The following is a 17,457-nucleotide window of genomic DNA, read 5'->3' on the forward strand; positions in this document are numbered from 1 at the left end:
ATTAATTATCCTAAATAGGTCTTTAATATTTTACTTTTGCTTGCATGTCTTAATCTTCGGATTCCTTTCTCACGTATTTGCCTAACACGTTCTCTAGTTAAATCGTAGATACTGCCTATCTCTTCTAAGGTCATTGCTGGTTGATCACCAATGCCAAAATTAAGCCTTATAATATCACTTTCCTTTTGTGTTAATGTATCTAAAGCACGTTCAATCTCAATGTTTAACGAGTCTTTCATTAGTGCCTTGTCAGGGTTTGGAGATTCGCTAGCACTTACCACATCATAAAGACTAAAATCTTCACCTTGTTTTAATGGCGCATCCATAGATAAATGACGACCAGAATTTTTAAGAGATTGCTTTACTTCTCTAGTGCTAATATCTAATTCTCTAGCAATTTCTTCTGCATTTGGTGGTCTTTGGTGTATTTGTTCTAAATGCGAATAGGTCTTATTGATCTTGTTTATAGTACCAATTTTATTTAAAGGTAATCGTACTATTCTAGATTGTTCCGCTAAAGCTTGTAGAATGGCTTGTCTTATCCACCAAACTGCGTATGAAATAAATTTAAAGCCACGAGTTTCATCAAATCGTTTTGCAGCTTTTACTAAACCAGCATTACCTTCATTGATTAAGTCCGGAAGTTTTAAGCCCTGATTCTGGTATTGTTTTGCTACAGATACCACAAATCTCAAATTGGCTGTGGTTAATTTATCTAGAGCTTCCTGATCACCTTTTTTAATTCGTTGCGCTAATTCTACCTCTTCATCTGCAGTTATCAATGGAATTTTACTAATGTCTTGTAAGTATTTGTCTAAAGATTTGTCTTCCCTATTGGTTACCTGCTTGGTGATTTTTAATTGCCTCATAAACTATTTTAAAAAATGAATAGCTCATAACATAAGGATATAATTAACAATTCCAAGAAATTGGGCAATTATTAACAAATTTTAGTAAAAAATGCACGAAAATGATTAAAAATCACTCATTTTTGGTTGAATCTTGGACTTTTTGATTCTTTTTAGATTTTTTATTTCCGAGCAAAGTGCCTAAAATAGTTTTGACACCATCAGTATTTTTATTTGCTTGAGATGAAGACTTTGTAGAATCAACTTTTGTTGCTGTAGTGTCCTTTTCTATGGACGCATCATCACCGTTAAAAAAGCCACCTAGTAGATCATTGAGTTTGTCTTTACCACTTCCAATAAGTTTTTGTTTTTGGATCTCAATCAATTGTTTTGTTAGTTGAGTTATACCACTTGTTAGATCTGTTGTAATCTCAGGTTTCGAAAAAGTTCCCCCTACATTTGCTGTAACTGGTACAGAAATGTTATTTACCTGTGGGTCGTTTATTTGACCAATTAAACGATTCACTTCACTACCTAGATATTTGGCAGGTACTTGGAATACAGTATTGTAATTCATGCTTTTATCAAATCCATGTGAACCAGATATTTCTATTGGAATATCCTTGTAATTAATGGTAAAAGGTTTAACAGCGACTTGTCCATCTTTAAAATCCAGTTTTGTCTTTATGTCCTTTTGTAGTTCGTTAAAGTCAATAAAATCGAGTTTACTATCTAGGTTTGATAACAGTGGGCTATTTGAAACATTGATATTTGATGTTAAGATCTCAGCCAGAGCATCACCTGAAATTGTACCCAAATCTGGTGCAAAATTTTCATCGAGTAATCCACTAACTGATACTGTAGAGTTTAATTTACCTTCCACTACCTTTGCTATTGGAGCCAATACCTTCAACATTTCTAATTCTTTAAAGGATTGTGATATATCAAATTGTTGCATGGCCAATTGCATATCAAAAACAGGTCTAATAGATTTTGTAGAAACACTTCCATTAATACCTAATTTTCCACCAAAAAGATTTGTGGTCATTTCACTTAAATTGGCCGATTGCTCTTTTATGCTAAGCTTACCACTTACATTTTTAAGATTTAGATTGTCATAGATGACATTTTGTGCATTAGCGTATATGGAGCAATCTAAAAAGTCTGGTATTTTTAAGGATTCGGAATCTTTAGTTGTTTTGTTTGAATTTTCACTTGCCGTTTTGTCTTCGACCATAAAATCTTCAATAACAAAGGTGTTTGACGTTACTTTAAAATCACCCTGTAGTTTTTTGTCACTTAGCAGAAAGCCTAGCAGATTGTTTATTTGTCCAGTCGCATAGAGATCACTTTTACCTGTCTGAGCATTAAAGTTATTAAGCGTCACAACACCAGGTTTAAAGGTCATGTTGGCCTTATTGATCTGAATAGGATTTACAATATTCTCAGAAGAAAACACAAAGTTACTTACATCTACAGATCCGTTGTTTTTAATACGTTGATAAGCATTGGTCTCAATGGCGTTCATGTCAAAAACAGTATTAAGTTTTCCCTCTAATACGCCTGTGAGTTGTTTTTCTGACGCAACAGGATAAGCCTTAGTGATGTTAGCCAAGTTTAGAATGCCCTCCAAATTGGCATTGACCAGCATATTACCCGTTAGATTTTTTATATGTGCTTCAGATTTAAATACATCCTCATCAATTTTAAAATTGAATTTGTTTATATCTACGTAAGTATCATCTGCATTTCCTGTTGTGTTTTTAATAGAGGCATCAATTTTAATATTAGTGACACTTTTGGGTAGATCAGGGTATTTAAAAGAGGCATTGTCCGAAGTCATGTTAATGTCTAAAGTTGGAATTGTTTCTTCAGAAAGTAGGCCTTTTATAACACCGTTGACTGTAAAATTTCCAGTGGTATTTACATTTTCGATATTTTTTGAATAGGCCTCTGGCAATACGGCCAAGAAGTCTTTAAATGAAGATTCTGGGTTTTTAAATTTTATATCATAGTCTTGTCCATTGTTAACCAGTTGAATAAAACCTCCAAACTCTAAAGGCAGGGCATTAATAAAGCCTTTATTTTCTTTAAATGTGTATTTATTTTGATCTAAATCTAGGTCTAATAGTGCATCTAATTTTATCGTATTGGATGACAGATAAGACGTGCTGTCAATATCTAAACTTATTTTTGCCTCAGTTTTAGTATCGAGTTCAGAAATTTCACCAGAGAAGATGCCATTACCATAATGATTGATTTCTGTCGCATGAAACTCGGTATTTGTAGCTTCATCAATATAGGTAAATGCACTATTGTTTATTTCATAATGTTCAATGTCAAAACTAAACCCACTAGATTTGTCTTTTATATTGGATTCAGTATTGTTTTGGTCCTTGATGATATCGTAGTTTACAGAACCATTTTTGTTACTGATTATGGTTAGTAGTACGTCATTAGCAATTATTTCGTTAACTGTTAGTGGTTCATCATTGCCACTAAATAGTTGTTTTATCGGCATTTCGAGCGCTATGGATTTTGCAGTTGCTAAAGTTTCGTCTTTAAACGGTGAGCGATTTGTGATTTTTAGATTTTCAACATTTACTTCGGCCTTTGGAAAACTACTTATTAAACTTAAGGATACATCATCAAAACTTAAGTCAGCATTTAAATTTTCCTTTACATAATTCCGTACTATGGTATCTATTTTAGATTCTAGTAAAAAAGGTATTGTAATAAGTATTGCAATAAATAAGAGTATTAAAATGCCAATAATTTTTAGCGCTTTCTTCATAATGTAAGTGTCTATATAGAAGTATACGAATTGTTTACGGCAAAAGTTGTGCCCTTAACAAACTTTAATAAGAAATTAATTATGGTAATACCTATAGAAGATTTATTTCTTCATTAACCTTAAGCTTAAATCGCTTTCTAAATATATAGACACCTAGGTATAGAAAAGGAGTGTCGATCACAGCAATTAAGACTTTGAACAAAAATCCAGCCGCAAGAAGTCCCATAAACTTATCCCACTCTATTTTTCCAAAACTGCATAATAATAAAAGAACTGTTGCGGTGTCTACGAATTGAGATAGGAAGGTTGAGAAATTATTCCTTAGCCAAAGGTGTTTTCCTTTGGTGAGATTCTTCCAGAAATGATAAATCTGAATATCTACAAATTGGGCTAGCAAGTAAGCCATCATACTGGCAAATACTGCAATAGCCGTACTACCAAATACAGTTGTGAAAATATCGTCTTGTACTGGTGACCATGATGTCGCAGGCACTGCGTTAGAAGTATAGATAATTAGCATTGAAAAGAAAGACGCAAAAATCCCTGCGATCACGACATCATTAGCACGTTTTTTGCCATAGATCTCACTAATTAAATCGGTTATCAAAAAGGTGATTGGGTAGGGTAAAATACCAACAGATATTTCAAATAGTTTACTTCCAAAAATTTCAATATCTACAGGGTACCAATAAAAAAACTTTTGAAAAATTAAATTAGATACAACAAGCGAGGTTATAAAAAGCGCTCCTAAAAAAAGGTAAACACGTTGTGCTAATAGCTTGTCTTTTAACTGCATCTAAAATTGTCAATAAATTGTTGGCGCAAAGATAATCTAATAATATATCTTTTAGTTATTTTGCTTTTTCCATGGGATTGGTTAAGACAGTTCATATAGCATTAGGAAGTAATAAGGGGATTAAATTACAGAATCTACAGTTGGCCGTAGATATGCTATTTGATAAAGTTGGTGCAATTAAAAAGTTGTCGAAGGTCTATGAAACTCCAGCCATGGGTTTTGATGGTGATGATTTTAATAATGCCTGTTTGCAAATTGAAACAGATTTAAAACCTAAAAAGCTATTAAAAGAACTTCAAAAAATTGAAAAAGCTCTAGGCCGCAAAAAGACTAAGTCAAAAGGTTATGAGTCCCGAGAAATAGATCTTGATATTTTGTTTTATGGCAATGAAGTCATTAATGAAAAAGGACTTAGTATTCCACATCCTGAGATGAAAAATCGAAAGTTTGTTTTGTTGCCTTTAATGGACATCGCAAAAGATTTAGAACATCCAAAATTAGATAAGACCATTACTGAACTTCTAGAAAATTGCGAGGACAATTCAGAAATTAAGCCTATTAACAAATGGCTTAAGAATCCTAAGAAGCGATATGCATTTAGTGACTATAATTTCATTGCTATTGAGGGTAATATAGGAGCAGGCAAGACCAGTCTAGCGACTATGATTTCTCAAGATTTTAATGCTAAGCTTATTCTTGAGCGTTTTGCTGATAATCCATTCTTGCCAAAGTTCTATAAAGAGCCTGAACGCTACGCTTTTACATTAGAAATGTCTTTTCTAGCAGATCGCTATCAGCAAATCAGTGATGATTTATCTCAATTAGATCTCTTTAAGGATTTTATGGTTAGTGATTACGATGTTCATAAATCACTTATCTTTTCAAAAGTTACGTTGCCAGACGACGAATTTAGGTTGTATCGCAAGTTGTTTTATCAGGTTTATAAGGATATTGCAAGACCAGATCTGTATGTTTATCTCTATCAAAATACAGAGCGACTACAAGCCAATATTAAAATGCGTGGACGCAAATACGAAGAGGAAATTAAAGATGAGTATTTAGAGAAAATAAATTCTGGATATCTCGAATTTTTAAAATCACAAACTGATCTTAATGTGAAGATTATTGATATTTCTGATCGTGATTTTGTAAAAAAGCGTGAGGATTATTTGTGGTTGCTTAATGAGATAATTAGTTAATTGAGCTCATATAGATAGGTTACTATTTTTCCTTTTTTCTCAGTCAATCTAAACTCATTTAAAACAGAAGCCTTCTGAACGCTTAGATTGAACGGTGCTTTTAATAAATCCACACCACTATTGTGTTTTAGGCGAATACCTTGACCTGAAATGATATCTTTATTTGAATCGAAATCACCATTTGGGATGTGTTCTGTAAGAATTAGGTATTTGTAATTTGATAGCTTTCTTACAATCTGCTTTATTTCATTATTTGAAAGATGCTGAAGTACTTGTCTAAGAATTATGCAATCGGCTTTTGGTAGATTATCCTTGGCAATGTCTAGACAATGAAATTCTAAATTTTCTGCCTTATATAAATTTTTGTTTCTGTTTATAAGTGATTCCACGATGTCAATAGCGATATATCCCTTTGTGTTTTGGAATAATTGATTCCCTACATTAAAATCGCCACAACCAAGATCGCAGACAATTAAGTTGTTATCATGAAAATTAAAAAATGAGAGAATAGCTTCTATGTAGGGCTTTACAATTTGTGGGTCGTGGGAACCTTCGCCTGAATAAAAATCAAATTTACTTACACCCCAAAGATGCCTTTTATAAATCTGAGCCATTGCATCTTTTGTAGGCCAAGGTCGTTTAATGGCAGACATTATTTCGTGTCTTTAAGGCGTTCAAAATAACGTAATAGTGAATATAAAATCATAAGAACTACTGGCGCTACTAGTAAAACATAAATGATATTCCAATACAAAATAGAAGCTCTCGGACTTCCCAAATATCCTGTAGCTTCTGAGCTAAAATTAAAACCAATATTACCTGAAAGGAAGTAGGCAATACCAAACCACAAAACTGAAAACGCAATTAAAATGCGCATCAAATTCCGAATTAATTTTCCTAAAACCGATTGACTCGCCTTAAAGCCTTTATGAAAACTATATACAGCGAGTTGAATTGCAATAAATCCAAACCAAATAATGAGATTACCAGCCGGAATTCCAAAAAAGTCGTAGGTTAAAATAGATGAACCGGTGGAAAATAGAATAACCACAATTCCCAAAATACCCAATGAAATGGCGAATAACTTTTTATGAGTCATGTTTAAGATTTTAGATTTTTAATTTTTGAAAATACATCCCATATTACTACTCCAGCACTAACAGATATATTTAAGGAATGCTTGGTGCCAAATTGTGGAATTTCAATCACATAGTCGCTGGCATTGACAACCTCTTGAGAAACACCTTTAACTTCATTCCCAAAAACAAAGGCATATTTATGGTTGTTTTGTGGCTGAAATTCATCAAGCATTGTAGCATCTTCTGCTTGTTCAATAGCGCAAATTTTAACGCCTTGAGATTTCAAATTTTCAACAACTTTAAGTGTGCTTTCAGCATATTCCCAATCTACTGAATCTGTACTCCCTAGAGCTGTTTTTCGTATATCATTATGTGGTGGCTGCGCCGTTATGCCACAGAGATAGATCTTTTCAATAAGGAAGGCATCACTCGTTCTAAATACAGAGCCAATATTATTCAAACTTCTAATATTATCGAGTACAATTAGAATAGGAGATTTTTCAGCTTGCTTAAATTCTGAAACCTCCAAGCGTTCTAATTCACTATTTTTTAGTTTTCGCATGTTGAAATCTTGGTCTTTTTGTAGATAACTTCTGGGCTTTTGACTTTATATAACAAGGCTATTTAGCTACATTAGCAATCTTACAATTACAACAAAAATAAACAAAACTCTTGGCTAAAAGCGCAAAAAAGGAAACACCATTAATGAAGCAGTACAATGCTATTAAAGCAAAGTATCCTGATGCTTTATTGTTATTTAGAGTTGGTGATTTTTATGAGACTTTTGGCAGTGATGCTGTAAAAGCATCCAAGATTTTAGATATTATATTGACTAAGCGTGGTGCTGGTAGTGAGAGTGAAACAGAGCTTGCAGGTTTCCCACACCATTCTCTTAATACCTATTTACCAAAGCTTGTGCGCGCTGGTGAACGTGTTGCCATTTGTGATCAGTTAGAAGATCCAAAACAAACCAAGAAAATAGTAAAGCGTGGTGTGACCGAACTGGTAACACCTGGTGTTGCTTTAAATGATGATATTCTGCACTCAAAGTCTAACAACTTTTTGTGTGCTGTTCATTTTGATAAAAAGTACATTGGTGTTTCATTCTTAGATATTTCTACTGGTGAATTTTTAACCTCCCAAGGTGATGCCGAATATGTAGATAAACTTCTACAGAATTTTAGCCCAAGCGAGGTTTTGATTTCAAAACAATGCCGAAAAGAATTTGCTGAAACTTTTGGTGCCGATTTTCATACCTTTTATTTAGAGGATTGGGTATTTCAGGCGGATTATGCGCATGAAACACTAACAAAGCACTTCAATACCAAAACACTAAAAGGTTTTGGTATCGAGGATTTATACGAGGGTATTATAGCTTCAGGTGTGGTATTACATTATTTAAGTGAAACACGTCATAATAAATTGGAGCATATTGCAACAATTTCAAGAATTGCTACAGATGACTATGTGTGGATGGATAAGTTTACGATTAGAAATCTAGAATTATACCATTCAACGAACACTAATGCAGTAACACTTATCAATGTTATTGATAAAACCATTTCAGCAATGGGAGGTCGTACATTAAAGCGCTGGTTAGCACTTCCTTTAAAGCATGCAGATAAGATAAAACAGCGCCACGAAGTGGTTCAATTTCTTCTAGACAATGATGACGTGCTTCAAAAAATACAAGGGCAAATTAAACATATTGGTGATATTGAACGCCTCATATCTAAAATAGCGACTACAAAAGTGAGTCCTCGCGAAGTGATTCAGCTTAAAAACTCATTAGAAGCCATTGTGCCGATAAAGTCTATGGCCGAATCGTGTAGCAATGTAGCTCTTAAAATTCTTGGTGATAATCTTAATCACTGCGAATTGCTTAGGGAGAAAATAAAGCAAACTTTAAACGAGGAAGCACCTGTTAATGTAATTAAAGGCAATACAATTGCAGAAGGATTCTCTCAAGAACTGGATGAGCTTAGAGGACTGTTTAAATCAGGTAAAGACTACCTCGATGAAATGTTACAACGTGAGAGTGAACGCACTGGTATACCATCACTTAAAATAGCTTCTAACAATGTTTTCGGATATTACATTGAGGTAAGAAATACACATAAGGATAAAGTTCCCGAGGAGTGGATCAGAAAGCAAACTTTAGTCAATGCAGAGCGCTATATCACTGAAGAACTTAAGGAATATGAAGCTAAAATACTTGGAGCTGAAGAACGTATATTATCTATAGAGCAACAGCTTTTTTCAGAATTAGTAATATGGATGCACCAGTTTATTATTCAGGTGCAACAAAATGCACAGTTAATTGGTCAACTTGATTGCCTTTGTGGATTTTCAAGTTTAGCCAAGACCAATAAATACAATTATCCTCAAATAGACGATAGCTGTGATTTGGAGATTAAAGAAGGTCGACATCCTGTGATTGAAAAGCAGTTACCACTTGGAGAGCCTTATATTGCTAATGATGTATATCTCGATAGAGATTCGCAACAAATCATAATGATTACAGGACCAAATATGTCTGGTAAATCTGCAATATTACGTCAAACGGCATTGATTGTTCTTTTGGCACAAATTGGAAGTTTTGTTCCTGCAAAGGAAGCTAGAATAGGTTTGGTTGATAAGATTTTTACGCGCGTTGGCGCGAGTGACAATATCTCAATGGGCGAATCTACCTTTATGGTAGAAATGAATGAAACAGCATCTATTCTCAACAATATATCTGAACGTAGTCTGGTATTGTTAGATGAGATTGGTCGTGGAACAAGTACCTATGATGGAATAAGTATTGCATGGGCCATAAGTGAATATCTTCATGAACATCCAGCAAGACCAAAAACACTTTTTGCAACGCATTATCATGAGCTTAATGAAATGACCGAGACCTTTTCTCGCATCAAAAATTTTAATGTTGCGGTGAAGGAGTTAAAAGATAATGTTCTTTTTGTTCGTAAGTTGGTTGAAGGCGGTAGTGAGCATAGCTTTGGTATTCACGTGGCAAAAATGGCTGGTATGCCTCAGCAAGTTATAAGACGTGCTAATAAGATTTTATCTAAGCTTGAAAAATCACATTCTAGTGAGGAATTGACGGATAAAGTGAAGTCCTTAAAGGATGATATGCAGTTGAGCTTTTTTAACTTAGATGATCCTTTGCTAGAAGAAATAAAAGACGAAATTCTGCATACTGATATTGATACCTTAACTCCTGTTGAGGCATTGATGAAGCTCAATGAGATTAAGCGTATGCTCGTTAAGAAAAAACAAGCCTAAGCCCTTTCAATTTATTTTAAAAAAGTCTTTGCAATTCTAAGAAATAGTTTAAATTTGCATCCGCTTTTACAGCGAAATGTTCTTTAAAAAGACTACGCGAAAGTAGCTCAGGGGTAGAGCATCACCTTGCCAAGGTGAGGGTCGCGGGTTCAAATCCCGTCTTTCGCTCTATACAATATATACCAATTAGATTACTGTCCGTAATCTTGATGCTGAAGTGGTGGAATTGGTAGACACGTTGGACTTAAAATCCAATGGCCATTATGGCCGTGCGGGTTCAAGTCCCGCCTTCAGTACTAGAAAAAGCCGAAATGAAAGTTTCGGCTTTTTTGTTTTGATCATTCTAGTGCCCTTTAATTATGGCTTCTAAAATATCTCCAACATAATATGCTACAATGGCAGCTATTGTGCCTAGTGCAACTGTTTCAAAAATTCCTTTGAGTTTGCTTGTCTCTGTAATATGTGTTTTTAAGAGCCCAATTAATATAAAAGCAAATGATGTGAGGATACTTGTCCAGATAAAAAGGTTACCCGAAAATCCCCAAATAAAGTCCCAAACATAAACAGTTAATGGAATAAGACCAACACATAAAAATGCCACAAATGTGGCTAGACCAATATTAAAGGGTAGTCTTTCTTCTCTCTTTTTTAATTTATGATAAGCTACTGTTTTTTCTTTTTGTAATGCCTTAATGTCATTTAGTGAGTTTTTGAGCTGAGGACCGTCAACATTATTCTTTTTTAAAATTTGTGTTATGTCTTTTAGTTTTGAATCAAAAAGACTTTTTGAACTAATGTTATTGGACTTGTCTGAATTAACCTTATTGTCATTTACCGATTTGGCTGATAAATAGGCACCTACCGACATAGCAAATCCGTCGGCGAGTAAATTAGCAAACCCTAATATGATGATTACAGAGTTGCTTAAGCCTGCACCAACAGCACCTGAAACAACGGCAAATGTTGTTACAGCACCGTCAATACCACCATAGACAATTTCACCCAGGTATTTTTGAATGGATTTTAAAAGATTCATTGTTAAATAATTCAATAACAGATGTATGTTGTGAATGCTACCCAAAGATAATTTCTACAAAGTTTTTAAATAATGATAATTGTCATTTGGGCTAGTCATACTGTTTTTGATATTACTTCATAATGAGGTATACGCAATAGTATTAAGAGCTTAAAAGACTAGTTTATTTTTTTCGAAACAATACAAATCTTGTAATAAAGCTTATATTTACTGAACTTAATACCTTAACAAACCAAAATTTTAAATGTTGTGTTCTTATTTTAATAGGAATTTGTTTTTAGTATTCAGAAATCTAATAGCAACATTCTTATTTTTATTTTCTCTTCATTCTTTTACTCAGGAAATTCCACCGATTAACATATTCACCTCTCAGGATTATGGAGCTGAAGATCAGAACTGGGCTATAACTCAAGGAAACGATGATTTTATCTATGTAGCCAATAATGCAGGTTTATTAGAATATAATGGTGCGGTTTGGAATCTTTATAAATCACCAAAGGATGTTATACTAAGGTCGGTTAGAAGTGTTGGAAATCGTATCTACACTGGTGGATATATGGAGTTTGGGTATTGGGAACGTAACGCCTTTGGAGAGCTTATATATACGTCATTATCTACAGATGATCAATTGTCAATAATCGAAGATGAAGAATTTTGGGGTATAATAGACTTAGAGGAATATATATTATTTCAGTCTTTCGAACGTATTTACATTTTTAATACACGCACAAAGCGATTTAGAATTATTAATTCCGAAAGTCGTATTAATAAAATCTTTGAGGTAGAAGGTGCTGTTTATTTTCAAAAACGAGGTAGTGGGTTGTTTAGAATTATTAATGGGAGAGATTCACTATTTCTTTCTGCAGAGGCCTTAAATAACGTTGAAATCATTAATATTTTTTCTAACGGAGATGACTTATTAATCGTTTCAAAAGAAGCTGGATTCTTCTTATTGAGTAATAAGACTTTGTCTAAGTATGAACTCCCAGTTGATAGTAAACTTCTCAGTCAGAGCGTATATAGTAGTATTCAATTGAAGGATGGATCATTTGCCTTGGGGACAATTTCGGATGGACTAATTCTCATTGATAAGGATGGCAATCTATTACAAACTATTAATCAGTCTTTAGGTTTAAGCAATAATACTGTTTTAGCCATTTACGAGGATAAATATGGTAATGCTTGGTTGGGCTTGGATAATGGCATAAATGCAATAAATTTTAATTCACCTTACTCTGTATACAAGGATAAGCTTGGTATCCTAGGAACTGTTTATGTTACTGAGTTAATTGGGAATACACTGTATCTTGGAACGAATCAAGGGTTGTTTTATAAAGCTCTTAATTCAAATGAGGGATTTTCTTTTGTGAAGGGAACAGATGGGCAAGTTTGGACCTTAGAGCAAGTAAATGGACAGTTGTTATGTGGACATGATAAGGGGACATTTGTTGTCTCTGGAGCGAATGCAGTTTTGGTTTCAGATGATTTAGGGACTTGGAATATTCAAACCATAGGAAGTAATTCAGATTTACTACTAACAGGTAATTACAAAGGCTTATACGTACTTGAAAAAAGTAATGGTGCTTGGAAGAAACGAAACAAAATTGAAGGCTTTGATATTTCTAGTAGATACTGCGAATTTATTTCAAAAAACGAAGTTTTAATTAGTCATGAATATAAAGGCATCTACCGATTAGAATTGGATGAGGATTTCAGAAAAGTAATTCGCACGAATCAGATTTCTGGTATGACTGGTTCTAAATCTAGCATCGCTTCTTTTAACGATGATGTACTCTATTGTAATGAATCAGGCGTGTTCAGTTATAACCTTGAAACCAATAATTTCGACAAGGACAGTCTATTCACGTCGTATCTAGCCAATGATAAATACTTGTCTGGCAAATTAGTGTATAACAAGGGTGAGAATCAACTATGGGGTTTTCCGAAAAATGAAATCGTATTGATTGAGCCTGGTAAGCTTTCAGAAATTCCAGAAATTGAAGTTATCCCAATTCCAAATGAAATAAGAAAGGGAAAACCTGGATATGATAACATTTTATCCATAAGCGATCAGAAATACCTTATAGGAACAACTGAGGGTTATTTAATAATTGATCATGAAAAATTCAAAGAAGCACCTTTAGAAATACAATTAAACCATGTTGCTTATAATTCCAAGCACAATAAGTTTATTTCCTTGGCACTCGATGAAAATGCAATCTTAAAAACTGAAGATAATAGCTTAAAATTAAACTATAGTTTAACAAATTTCAATGCATTATCATCTACTGAGTATCAGTATAGACTTTTAGGGATTTATGATAATTGGTCCCAATGGTCAAATCGGTCTGAATTGTTCTTTGAAAATTTACCATATGGTGAGTATCTATTTGAGGTAAGAGGGAAGTCAGATGGTCAAATAACAAATAATACGGCTACGTATTTCTTTAAAATTGATAAACCTTGGTATGCAAAACCACTGGCAATCGTTTTTTACTTTCTTTTAGGCTTTTTAGTTGTTTTATCTATTCATTATTTCAATAGACGCTATTACAAAAAGCAAAAAGAAAAGTTATTAGAAAAAAAGGCCAAAGAACTAGAATTGCAGCAATTAGAGAATCAGAGACAGCTTATTCAATTTAAGAATAAAAACCTTCAACTTGATATTGAAAATAAAAATAGGGAGTTGGGTATGGCAACAATGAATTTAGTTAAGCGTAATGAACTTCTAAATAATATTAAAGATCAGCTAACCAAATCGAGTTCAATCGACGATGTAAAAACGGTTATTAGGCAAATTAATACAAGTCTTAATAGCACAAGTGATTGGAAGTTGTTTGAAGAGGCCTTTAATAATGTTGATAAAGAATTTATGAAGAAGATAAAGTCACTCCATCCAGAGATCACTCCAAACGATTTGCGATTATGTGCCTATTTAAGACTTAATCTTTCATCTAAGGAGATTGCACCCTTATTAAATATATCGCATAAGAGCGTAGAAGTAAAGCGTTATAGACTTCGTAAAAAAATGGGATTAGACCATAATCAAAGCTTATCAAATTACATAATTGAGCTGTAACTCCTATACACGTAAGTATTTTACCTATACATAAACTATACATCAGTGTTAAATTCCTCTTTTTAAAACAATTGTGTTAATTAATTATTAAATTCAAGTATCCTGATTTCATCATGGTATTATTGAGATTATGGCAAAAAACAAGGTAAATTCTTGCCATGTATGTTTTTTGTATAGCCTAATATTAATGAATTGTTAATAACATGGCTTAAGTTGCAAGTAAATCAATTAACTATGCGCAATCAAATATTAACTTTCTTACTTGTTCTTTGTACGACGCCTTTAGTTGCACAAAACTTAAACGTAACGGGAACGGTAACTGAGGCAAAAACAGGGCAACCGCTTCCTGGTGTAAATGTCCTTGTAAAAAACTCCTCTAGAGGAACATCAACAGATTTTGACGGAAAATTTACGTTGGAAGATATACCAATGAATTCAGTATTGGTGATATCATACATTGGTTTTCAAACTCAGGAGGTTACAGTTATTAACGACAATCCATTAGACATTCAATTACAAGAAGATGCCGAAGCTCTAAATGAGGTAGTTGTAATCGGTTATGGCACGCAGACTAAAAAAGAGGTTACAGGCGCTGTTAGTGTCTTAGACTCAAAATCAATTGAGAAATTAAATCCAGTGAGGGTAGAGCAGGCTATTCAAGGTCAAGTAGCTGGTGTAAATGTAACCTCTAATTCGGGTTCTCCAGGTAGTGGATTAAATATAAGAATAAGAGGTATCACAACAAATGGAGATAATGCACCATTAATTTTAGTAGATGGTAATAGAATTTCGGATTTATCGGTATTAAATCCTAATGATATTAAAACAATAAATGTTCTTAAAGATGCTACTGCAGGTATATATGGTGTGCAGGCCGCAAATGGTGTAATCTTAATTACCACAAAATCAGGACGTACAAATTCTGAATTAGATTTTCAACTCGATACATATACTGGATTTCAGGTGACAAGTCGAAAAATGGACTTATTAAACGCAAGAGATTTTGCCATTTATGTTAATGATGCGGCAGATGATTCCGAGTTTTTTGTGTTTCCAAGTTCTGGTACGGATTGGCAAGATGAGGTGTTTGAAGCTTCACCAATTTCTGATTTAAGTTTTAGTGTTAGTGGTGGTACTGAAAAAGCAGCCTTTTCTGCGGGTATTTCATACCTTAATCAAGATGGTATTGTTGGAGGTGATCAGAATAAATATGAACGACTAACAGGACGTCTTAATTTACAGTATGATATTTTAGATAACCTAAAATTAACTGCAAATACTTTATTAACTAAATCAGAAAAAAGAAACCTACCTGAAGGAGGAATAGGAGCCGTTTTATATAATGCTGTTAATATAAACCCAACCATGCCAGTTAGGGATGAAGACGGAAATTTTGCCTTGGCAAATGATATTTCACAGATTGAAATAATTAATCCAGTTGCTCAAATTGCAGATACATATAATACGAGTAAAGTCGATCGCTACAGTGGTGTTCTTGGATTAGACTATACGTTTTGGAAGAACTTCACGGTAACTTCAAGATTTCAGGGTAATCATGCTAATGTTCGCGATGATGTATTTAGACCAGAATTGTACTATGGAAATGGTAAAGGAGCCAATACAGTCAATTCACTTGCAGCCTTAGAGGATGATGTAGTCTTTAACGAATTGGTAGATTTTGGTGCCGATTTTACAGATTTTACTTGGGATAACTTTATTACATATACAAATACGTTTGATGGCGCCCATGATTTAACCGTTTTACTTGGAACATCTTTATACAGAACTAAAGGACGATTTTATGGTAATATTGGACGTACAGATGTTGGTACGAATTCACCAGATCAGTCCGTCTATGATCCTGGAATGGAAATTCAACCACGATTTACAGAAGCGCAACTCGAAAATGGTGCAGACTGGTTTGATGCAAGATTATCTTCTTTATTTACAAGAATCCAATATAGTTATAAAGGTAAATACTTATTCTCGGCAGTATTAAGACGTGATGTGTCTTCTCAGTTTTCATCTCAAGATGGTAATAATATTGGTTATTTCCCATCTGGGTCTGTTGGTTGGAATATTTCAGAGGAAGACTTTATGAGCGAAGTAGGCTGGATAAATAACCTAAAATTAAGAGGTAGTTATGGTGTTATTGGAAATGACCGTATACCTCCGTTTGCATTTATTACAAGGTTAGATGGGCAGGCAACAATTGATATTGGTTCTGATGAACTATTGTTTGGTTTAGCACCAGGAAGACCTGGGAATCCTGATTTAAAATGGGAAGAACAGGAGACTGCAAATATTGGTCTAGATTTACGTGTTTTTAATAACAAGTTAAGCCTTACAGCAGATGCATATAGAAAGCAAACAAAGGATTTATTATTAACACCTCAAGCTTCTGCGGTAACTGGAGTTGGAGCACCAGCAACTGGACCTTCTGTAGTAAATGCTGGTACTGTAAGAAACACAGGATTTGAATTTGCTTTAGGTTATAATGACAATTTCTCTAAAGATTTCGCATTTAATTTCAACTTCAATTTTACAACTATAGACAATGAGGTGATCTCTTTAAATGGAAGAACAACACCTGTAGGTGGAGAATATGGTGTAGGAATAAACCAGACTGGCATCACGCGAATGGTTCCAGGATTACCATTAGGACATTACTATGGCTATGCAACGGATGGTATTTATCAAACTCAAGCAGAGATAGATGCTTTAAATGCAACTGCTCCTTCAGGGACTTATAGTACTATTGGAGATGTTGCACCAGGGGATTTAAAATTTGTAGATACAAATGGTGATGGTGAGATTACTGCAGATGATAGAACTAACATAGGAGATCCAATACCAGATGCTACATTTGGTTTAAACATTGGGTTTACCTATAAAAATCTTGACTTTAGCGCTAATGCTTTTGCTTCTGTTGGTAACGACATGATAAGAGATTATGAGCGTAAAGATTTATATGCAAACAGAGGTGCCTATATGTTAGAAAGGTGGCAAGGTACAGGTACGAGCAACTCAGTCCCAAGAGCTGTGGCTGGTGCCAATGTAAATACTGATGTTTTTAATGATTTTCATGTAGAGGATGCATCATTTTTACGTTTACAAAATGTACAGATTGGATATTCACTTGGTGAAAAGCTTTGTGAATCAATGGGAGTAGATCGATTTAGAATTTACCTATCAGGAAACAATTTGTTTACTATAACTGATTATTTTGGGTTCGACCCATCTGCTAATACAGGAGCACCTCTAGGTGGTGGAATTGACAAGGGCTTTTATCCTGTAGCGGCATCATATTTAATAGGAATTAATTTAAACTTTTAAGTTGT

At 34.0% G+C, this 17,457-nt stretch carries 11 protein-coding genes and 2 tRNA genes; 6 read left to right on the top strand and 7 right to left on the bottom strand.

Going from position 1 to position 17,457, the window contains the following annotated elements; all coding sequences use genetic code 11:
* Positions 1–5: 5 nt before the first annotated feature.
* From ACRHOC_RS12030 to ACRHOC_RS12040, 3 genes are all read right to left on the bottom strand, one after another.
* On the bottom strand, positions 6–869 hold the full coding sequence (locus ACRHOC_RS12030) for a sigma-70 family RNA polymerase sigma factor (RefSeq protein WP_431158896.1): 864 nt from the start codon (positions 867–869) through the stop codon (positions 6–8).
* Positions 870–981: 112 nt separating this feature from the next.
* Entirely contained in the window at positions 982–3,642 is a 2,661-nt protein-coding gene (locus tag ACRHOC_RS12035) for an AsmA-like C-terminal region-containing protein (RefSeq protein ID WP_431158897.1), read from the bottom strand.
* A gap of 91 nt (positions 3,643–3,733) precedes the next feature.
* On the bottom strand, positions 3,734–4,438 hold the full coding sequence (locus ACRHOC_RS12040) for a queuosine precursor transporter (RefSeq protein WP_431158898.1): 705 nt from the start codon (positions 4,436–4,438) through the stop codon (positions 3,734–3,736).
* Positions 4,439–4,509: 71 nt separating this feature from the next.
* On the opposite strand from ACRHOC_RS12040, the gene folK reads away from it, so the two are divergent.
* Positions 4,510–5,637, top strand: coding sequence for a 2-amino-4-hydroxy-6-hydroxymethyldihydropteridine diphosphokinase (gene folK, locus ACRHOC_RS12045; RefSeq protein ID WP_431158899.1), 1,128 nt, complete (start codon positions 4,510–4,512; stop codon positions 5,635–5,637).
* Here folK and ACRHOC_RS12050 read toward each other — a convergent pair.
* From ACRHOC_RS12050 to ACRHOC_RS12060, 3 genes are read right to left on the bottom strand one after another with little or no spacing between them, the layout of a single operon-like run.
* On the bottom strand, positions 5,634–6,290 hold the full coding sequence (locus ACRHOC_RS12050; protein ID WP_431158900.1) for a methyltransferase domain-containing protein: 657 nt from the start codon (positions 6,288–6,290) through the stop codon (positions 5,634–5,636). The genes folK and ACRHOC_RS12050 overlap by 4 nt on opposite strands.
* Positions 6,290–6,736: a hypothetical protein gene (locus tag ACRHOC_RS12055; protein ID WP_431158901.1), complete on the bottom strand. Its 447-nt coding sequence runs from the start codon at positions 6,734–6,736 to the stop codon at positions 6,290–6,292. The genes ACRHOC_RS12050 and ACRHOC_RS12055 overlap by 1 nt, the downstream gene beginning before the upstream one ends.
* Positions 6,737–6,738: 2 nt before the next feature.
* Positions 6,739–7,278 carry an RNA methyltransferase gene (locus ACRHOC_RS12060; RefSeq protein ID WP_431158902.1) on the bottom strand — a complete coding sequence of 180 codons (540 nt, stop codon included), beginning with the start codon at positions 7,276–7,278 and terminating at the stop codon, positions 6,739–6,741.
* A gap of 110 nt (positions 7,279–7,388) precedes the next feature.
* Here ACRHOC_RS12060 and mutS point away from each other — a divergent pair, with 110 nt between their 5' ends.
* The 3 genes from mutS to ACRHOC_RS12075 all read left to right on the top strand — a co-directional run bounded on the left by mutS (position 7,389) and on the right by ACRHOC_RS12075 (position 10,297).
* The gene (gene mutS / locus ACRHOC_RS12065) at positions 7,389–10,001 is read left to right on the top strand and encodes a DNA mismatch repair protein MutS (protein WP_431158903.1); all 2,613 of its coding nucleotides are present in this window, start codon (positions 7,389–7,391) and stop codon (positions 9,999–10,001) included.
* A gap of 96 nt (positions 10,002–10,097) precedes the next feature.
* Positions 10,098–10,169, top strand: a tRNA-Gly gene (locus ACRHOC_RS12070).
* 43 nt (positions 10,170–10,212) lie between these two features.
* Positions 10,213–10,297, top strand: a tRNA-Leu gene (locus tag ACRHOC_RS12075).
* A 47-nt stretch (positions 10,298–10,344) separates the two neighbouring features.
* Here ACRHOC_RS12075 and ACRHOC_RS12080 read toward each other — a convergent pair.
* Positions 10,345–11,037 carry a VIT1/CCC1 transporter family protein gene (locus ACRHOC_RS12080; RefSeq protein ID WP_431158904.1) on the bottom strand — a complete coding sequence of 231 codons (693 nt, stop codon included), beginning with the start codon at positions 11,035–11,037 and terminating at the stop codon, positions 10,345–10,347.
* Between the two features lie 244 nt (positions 11,038–11,281).
* Here ACRHOC_RS12080 and ACRHOC_RS12085 point away from each other — a divergent pair, with 244 nt between their 5' ends.
* Together ACRHOC_RS12085 and ACRHOC_RS12090 are read left to right on the top strand one after the other, a co-directional pair.
* Positions 11,282–14,116 (top strand): triple tyrosine motif-containing protein, encoded by a 2,835-nt coding sequence (locus ACRHOC_RS12085; RefSeq protein WP_431158905.1) that lies wholly within the window; start codon positions 11,282–11,284, stop codon positions 14,114–14,116.
* A gap of 234 nt (positions 14,117–14,350) precedes the next feature.
* A complete protein-coding gene (locus ACRHOC_RS12090) occupies positions 14,351–17,452 on the top strand; it encodes a SusC/RagA family TonB-linked outer membrane protein (protein WP_431158906.1) in 3,102 nt (1,033 codons plus the stop codon).
* Positions 17,453–17,457: the final 5 nt, after the last annotated feature.

It is taken from the genome of Winogradskyella poriferorum (genome assembly GCF_050618035.1).
Classification (GTDB): Bacteria; Bacteroidota; Bacteroidia; order Flavobacteriales; family Flavobacteriaceae; genus Winogradskyella; species Winogradskyella poriferorum_A.

Coding starts and splice junctions, on each gene's coding strand:
- ACRHOC_RS12030 (WP_431158896.1), bottom strand. CDS start 869: ATGAGGCAATTAAAAATCACCAAGCAGGTAACCAATAGGGAAGACAAA.
- ACRHOC_RS12035 (WP_431158897.1), bottom strand. CDS start 3,642: ATGAAGAAAGCGCTAAAAATTATTGGCATTTTAATACTCTTATTTATT.
- ACRHOC_RS12040 (WP_431158898.1), bottom strand. CDS start 4,438: ATGCAGTTAAAAGACAAGCTATTAGCACAACGTGTTTACCTTTTTTTA.
- folK (WP_431158899.1), top strand. CDS start 4,510: ATGGGATTGGTTAAGACAGTTCATATAGCATTAGGAAGTAATAAGGGG.
- ACRHOC_RS12050 (WP_431158900.1), bottom strand. CDS start 6,290: ATGTCTGCCATTAAACGACCTTGGCCTACAAAAGATGCAATGGCTCAG.
- ACRHOC_RS12055 (WP_431158901.1), bottom strand. CDS start 6,736: ATGACTCATAAAAAGTTATTCGCCATTTCATTGGGTATTTTGGGAATT.
- ACRHOC_RS12060 (WP_431158902.1), bottom strand. CDS start 7,278: ATGCGAAAACTAAAAAATAGTGAATTAGAACGCTTGGAGGTTTCAGAA.
- ACRHOC_RS12080 (WP_431158904.1), bottom strand. CDS start 11,037: ATGAATCTTTTAAAATCCATTCAAAAATACCTGGGTGAAATTGTCTAT.
- ACRHOC_RS12085 (WP_431158905.1), top strand. CDS start 11,282: ATGTTGTGTTCTTATTTTAATAGGAATTTGTTTTTAGTATTCAGAAAT.
- ACRHOC_RS12090 (WP_431158906.1), top strand. CDS start 14,351: ATGCGCAATCAAATATTAACTTTCTTACTTGTTCTTTGTACGACGCCT.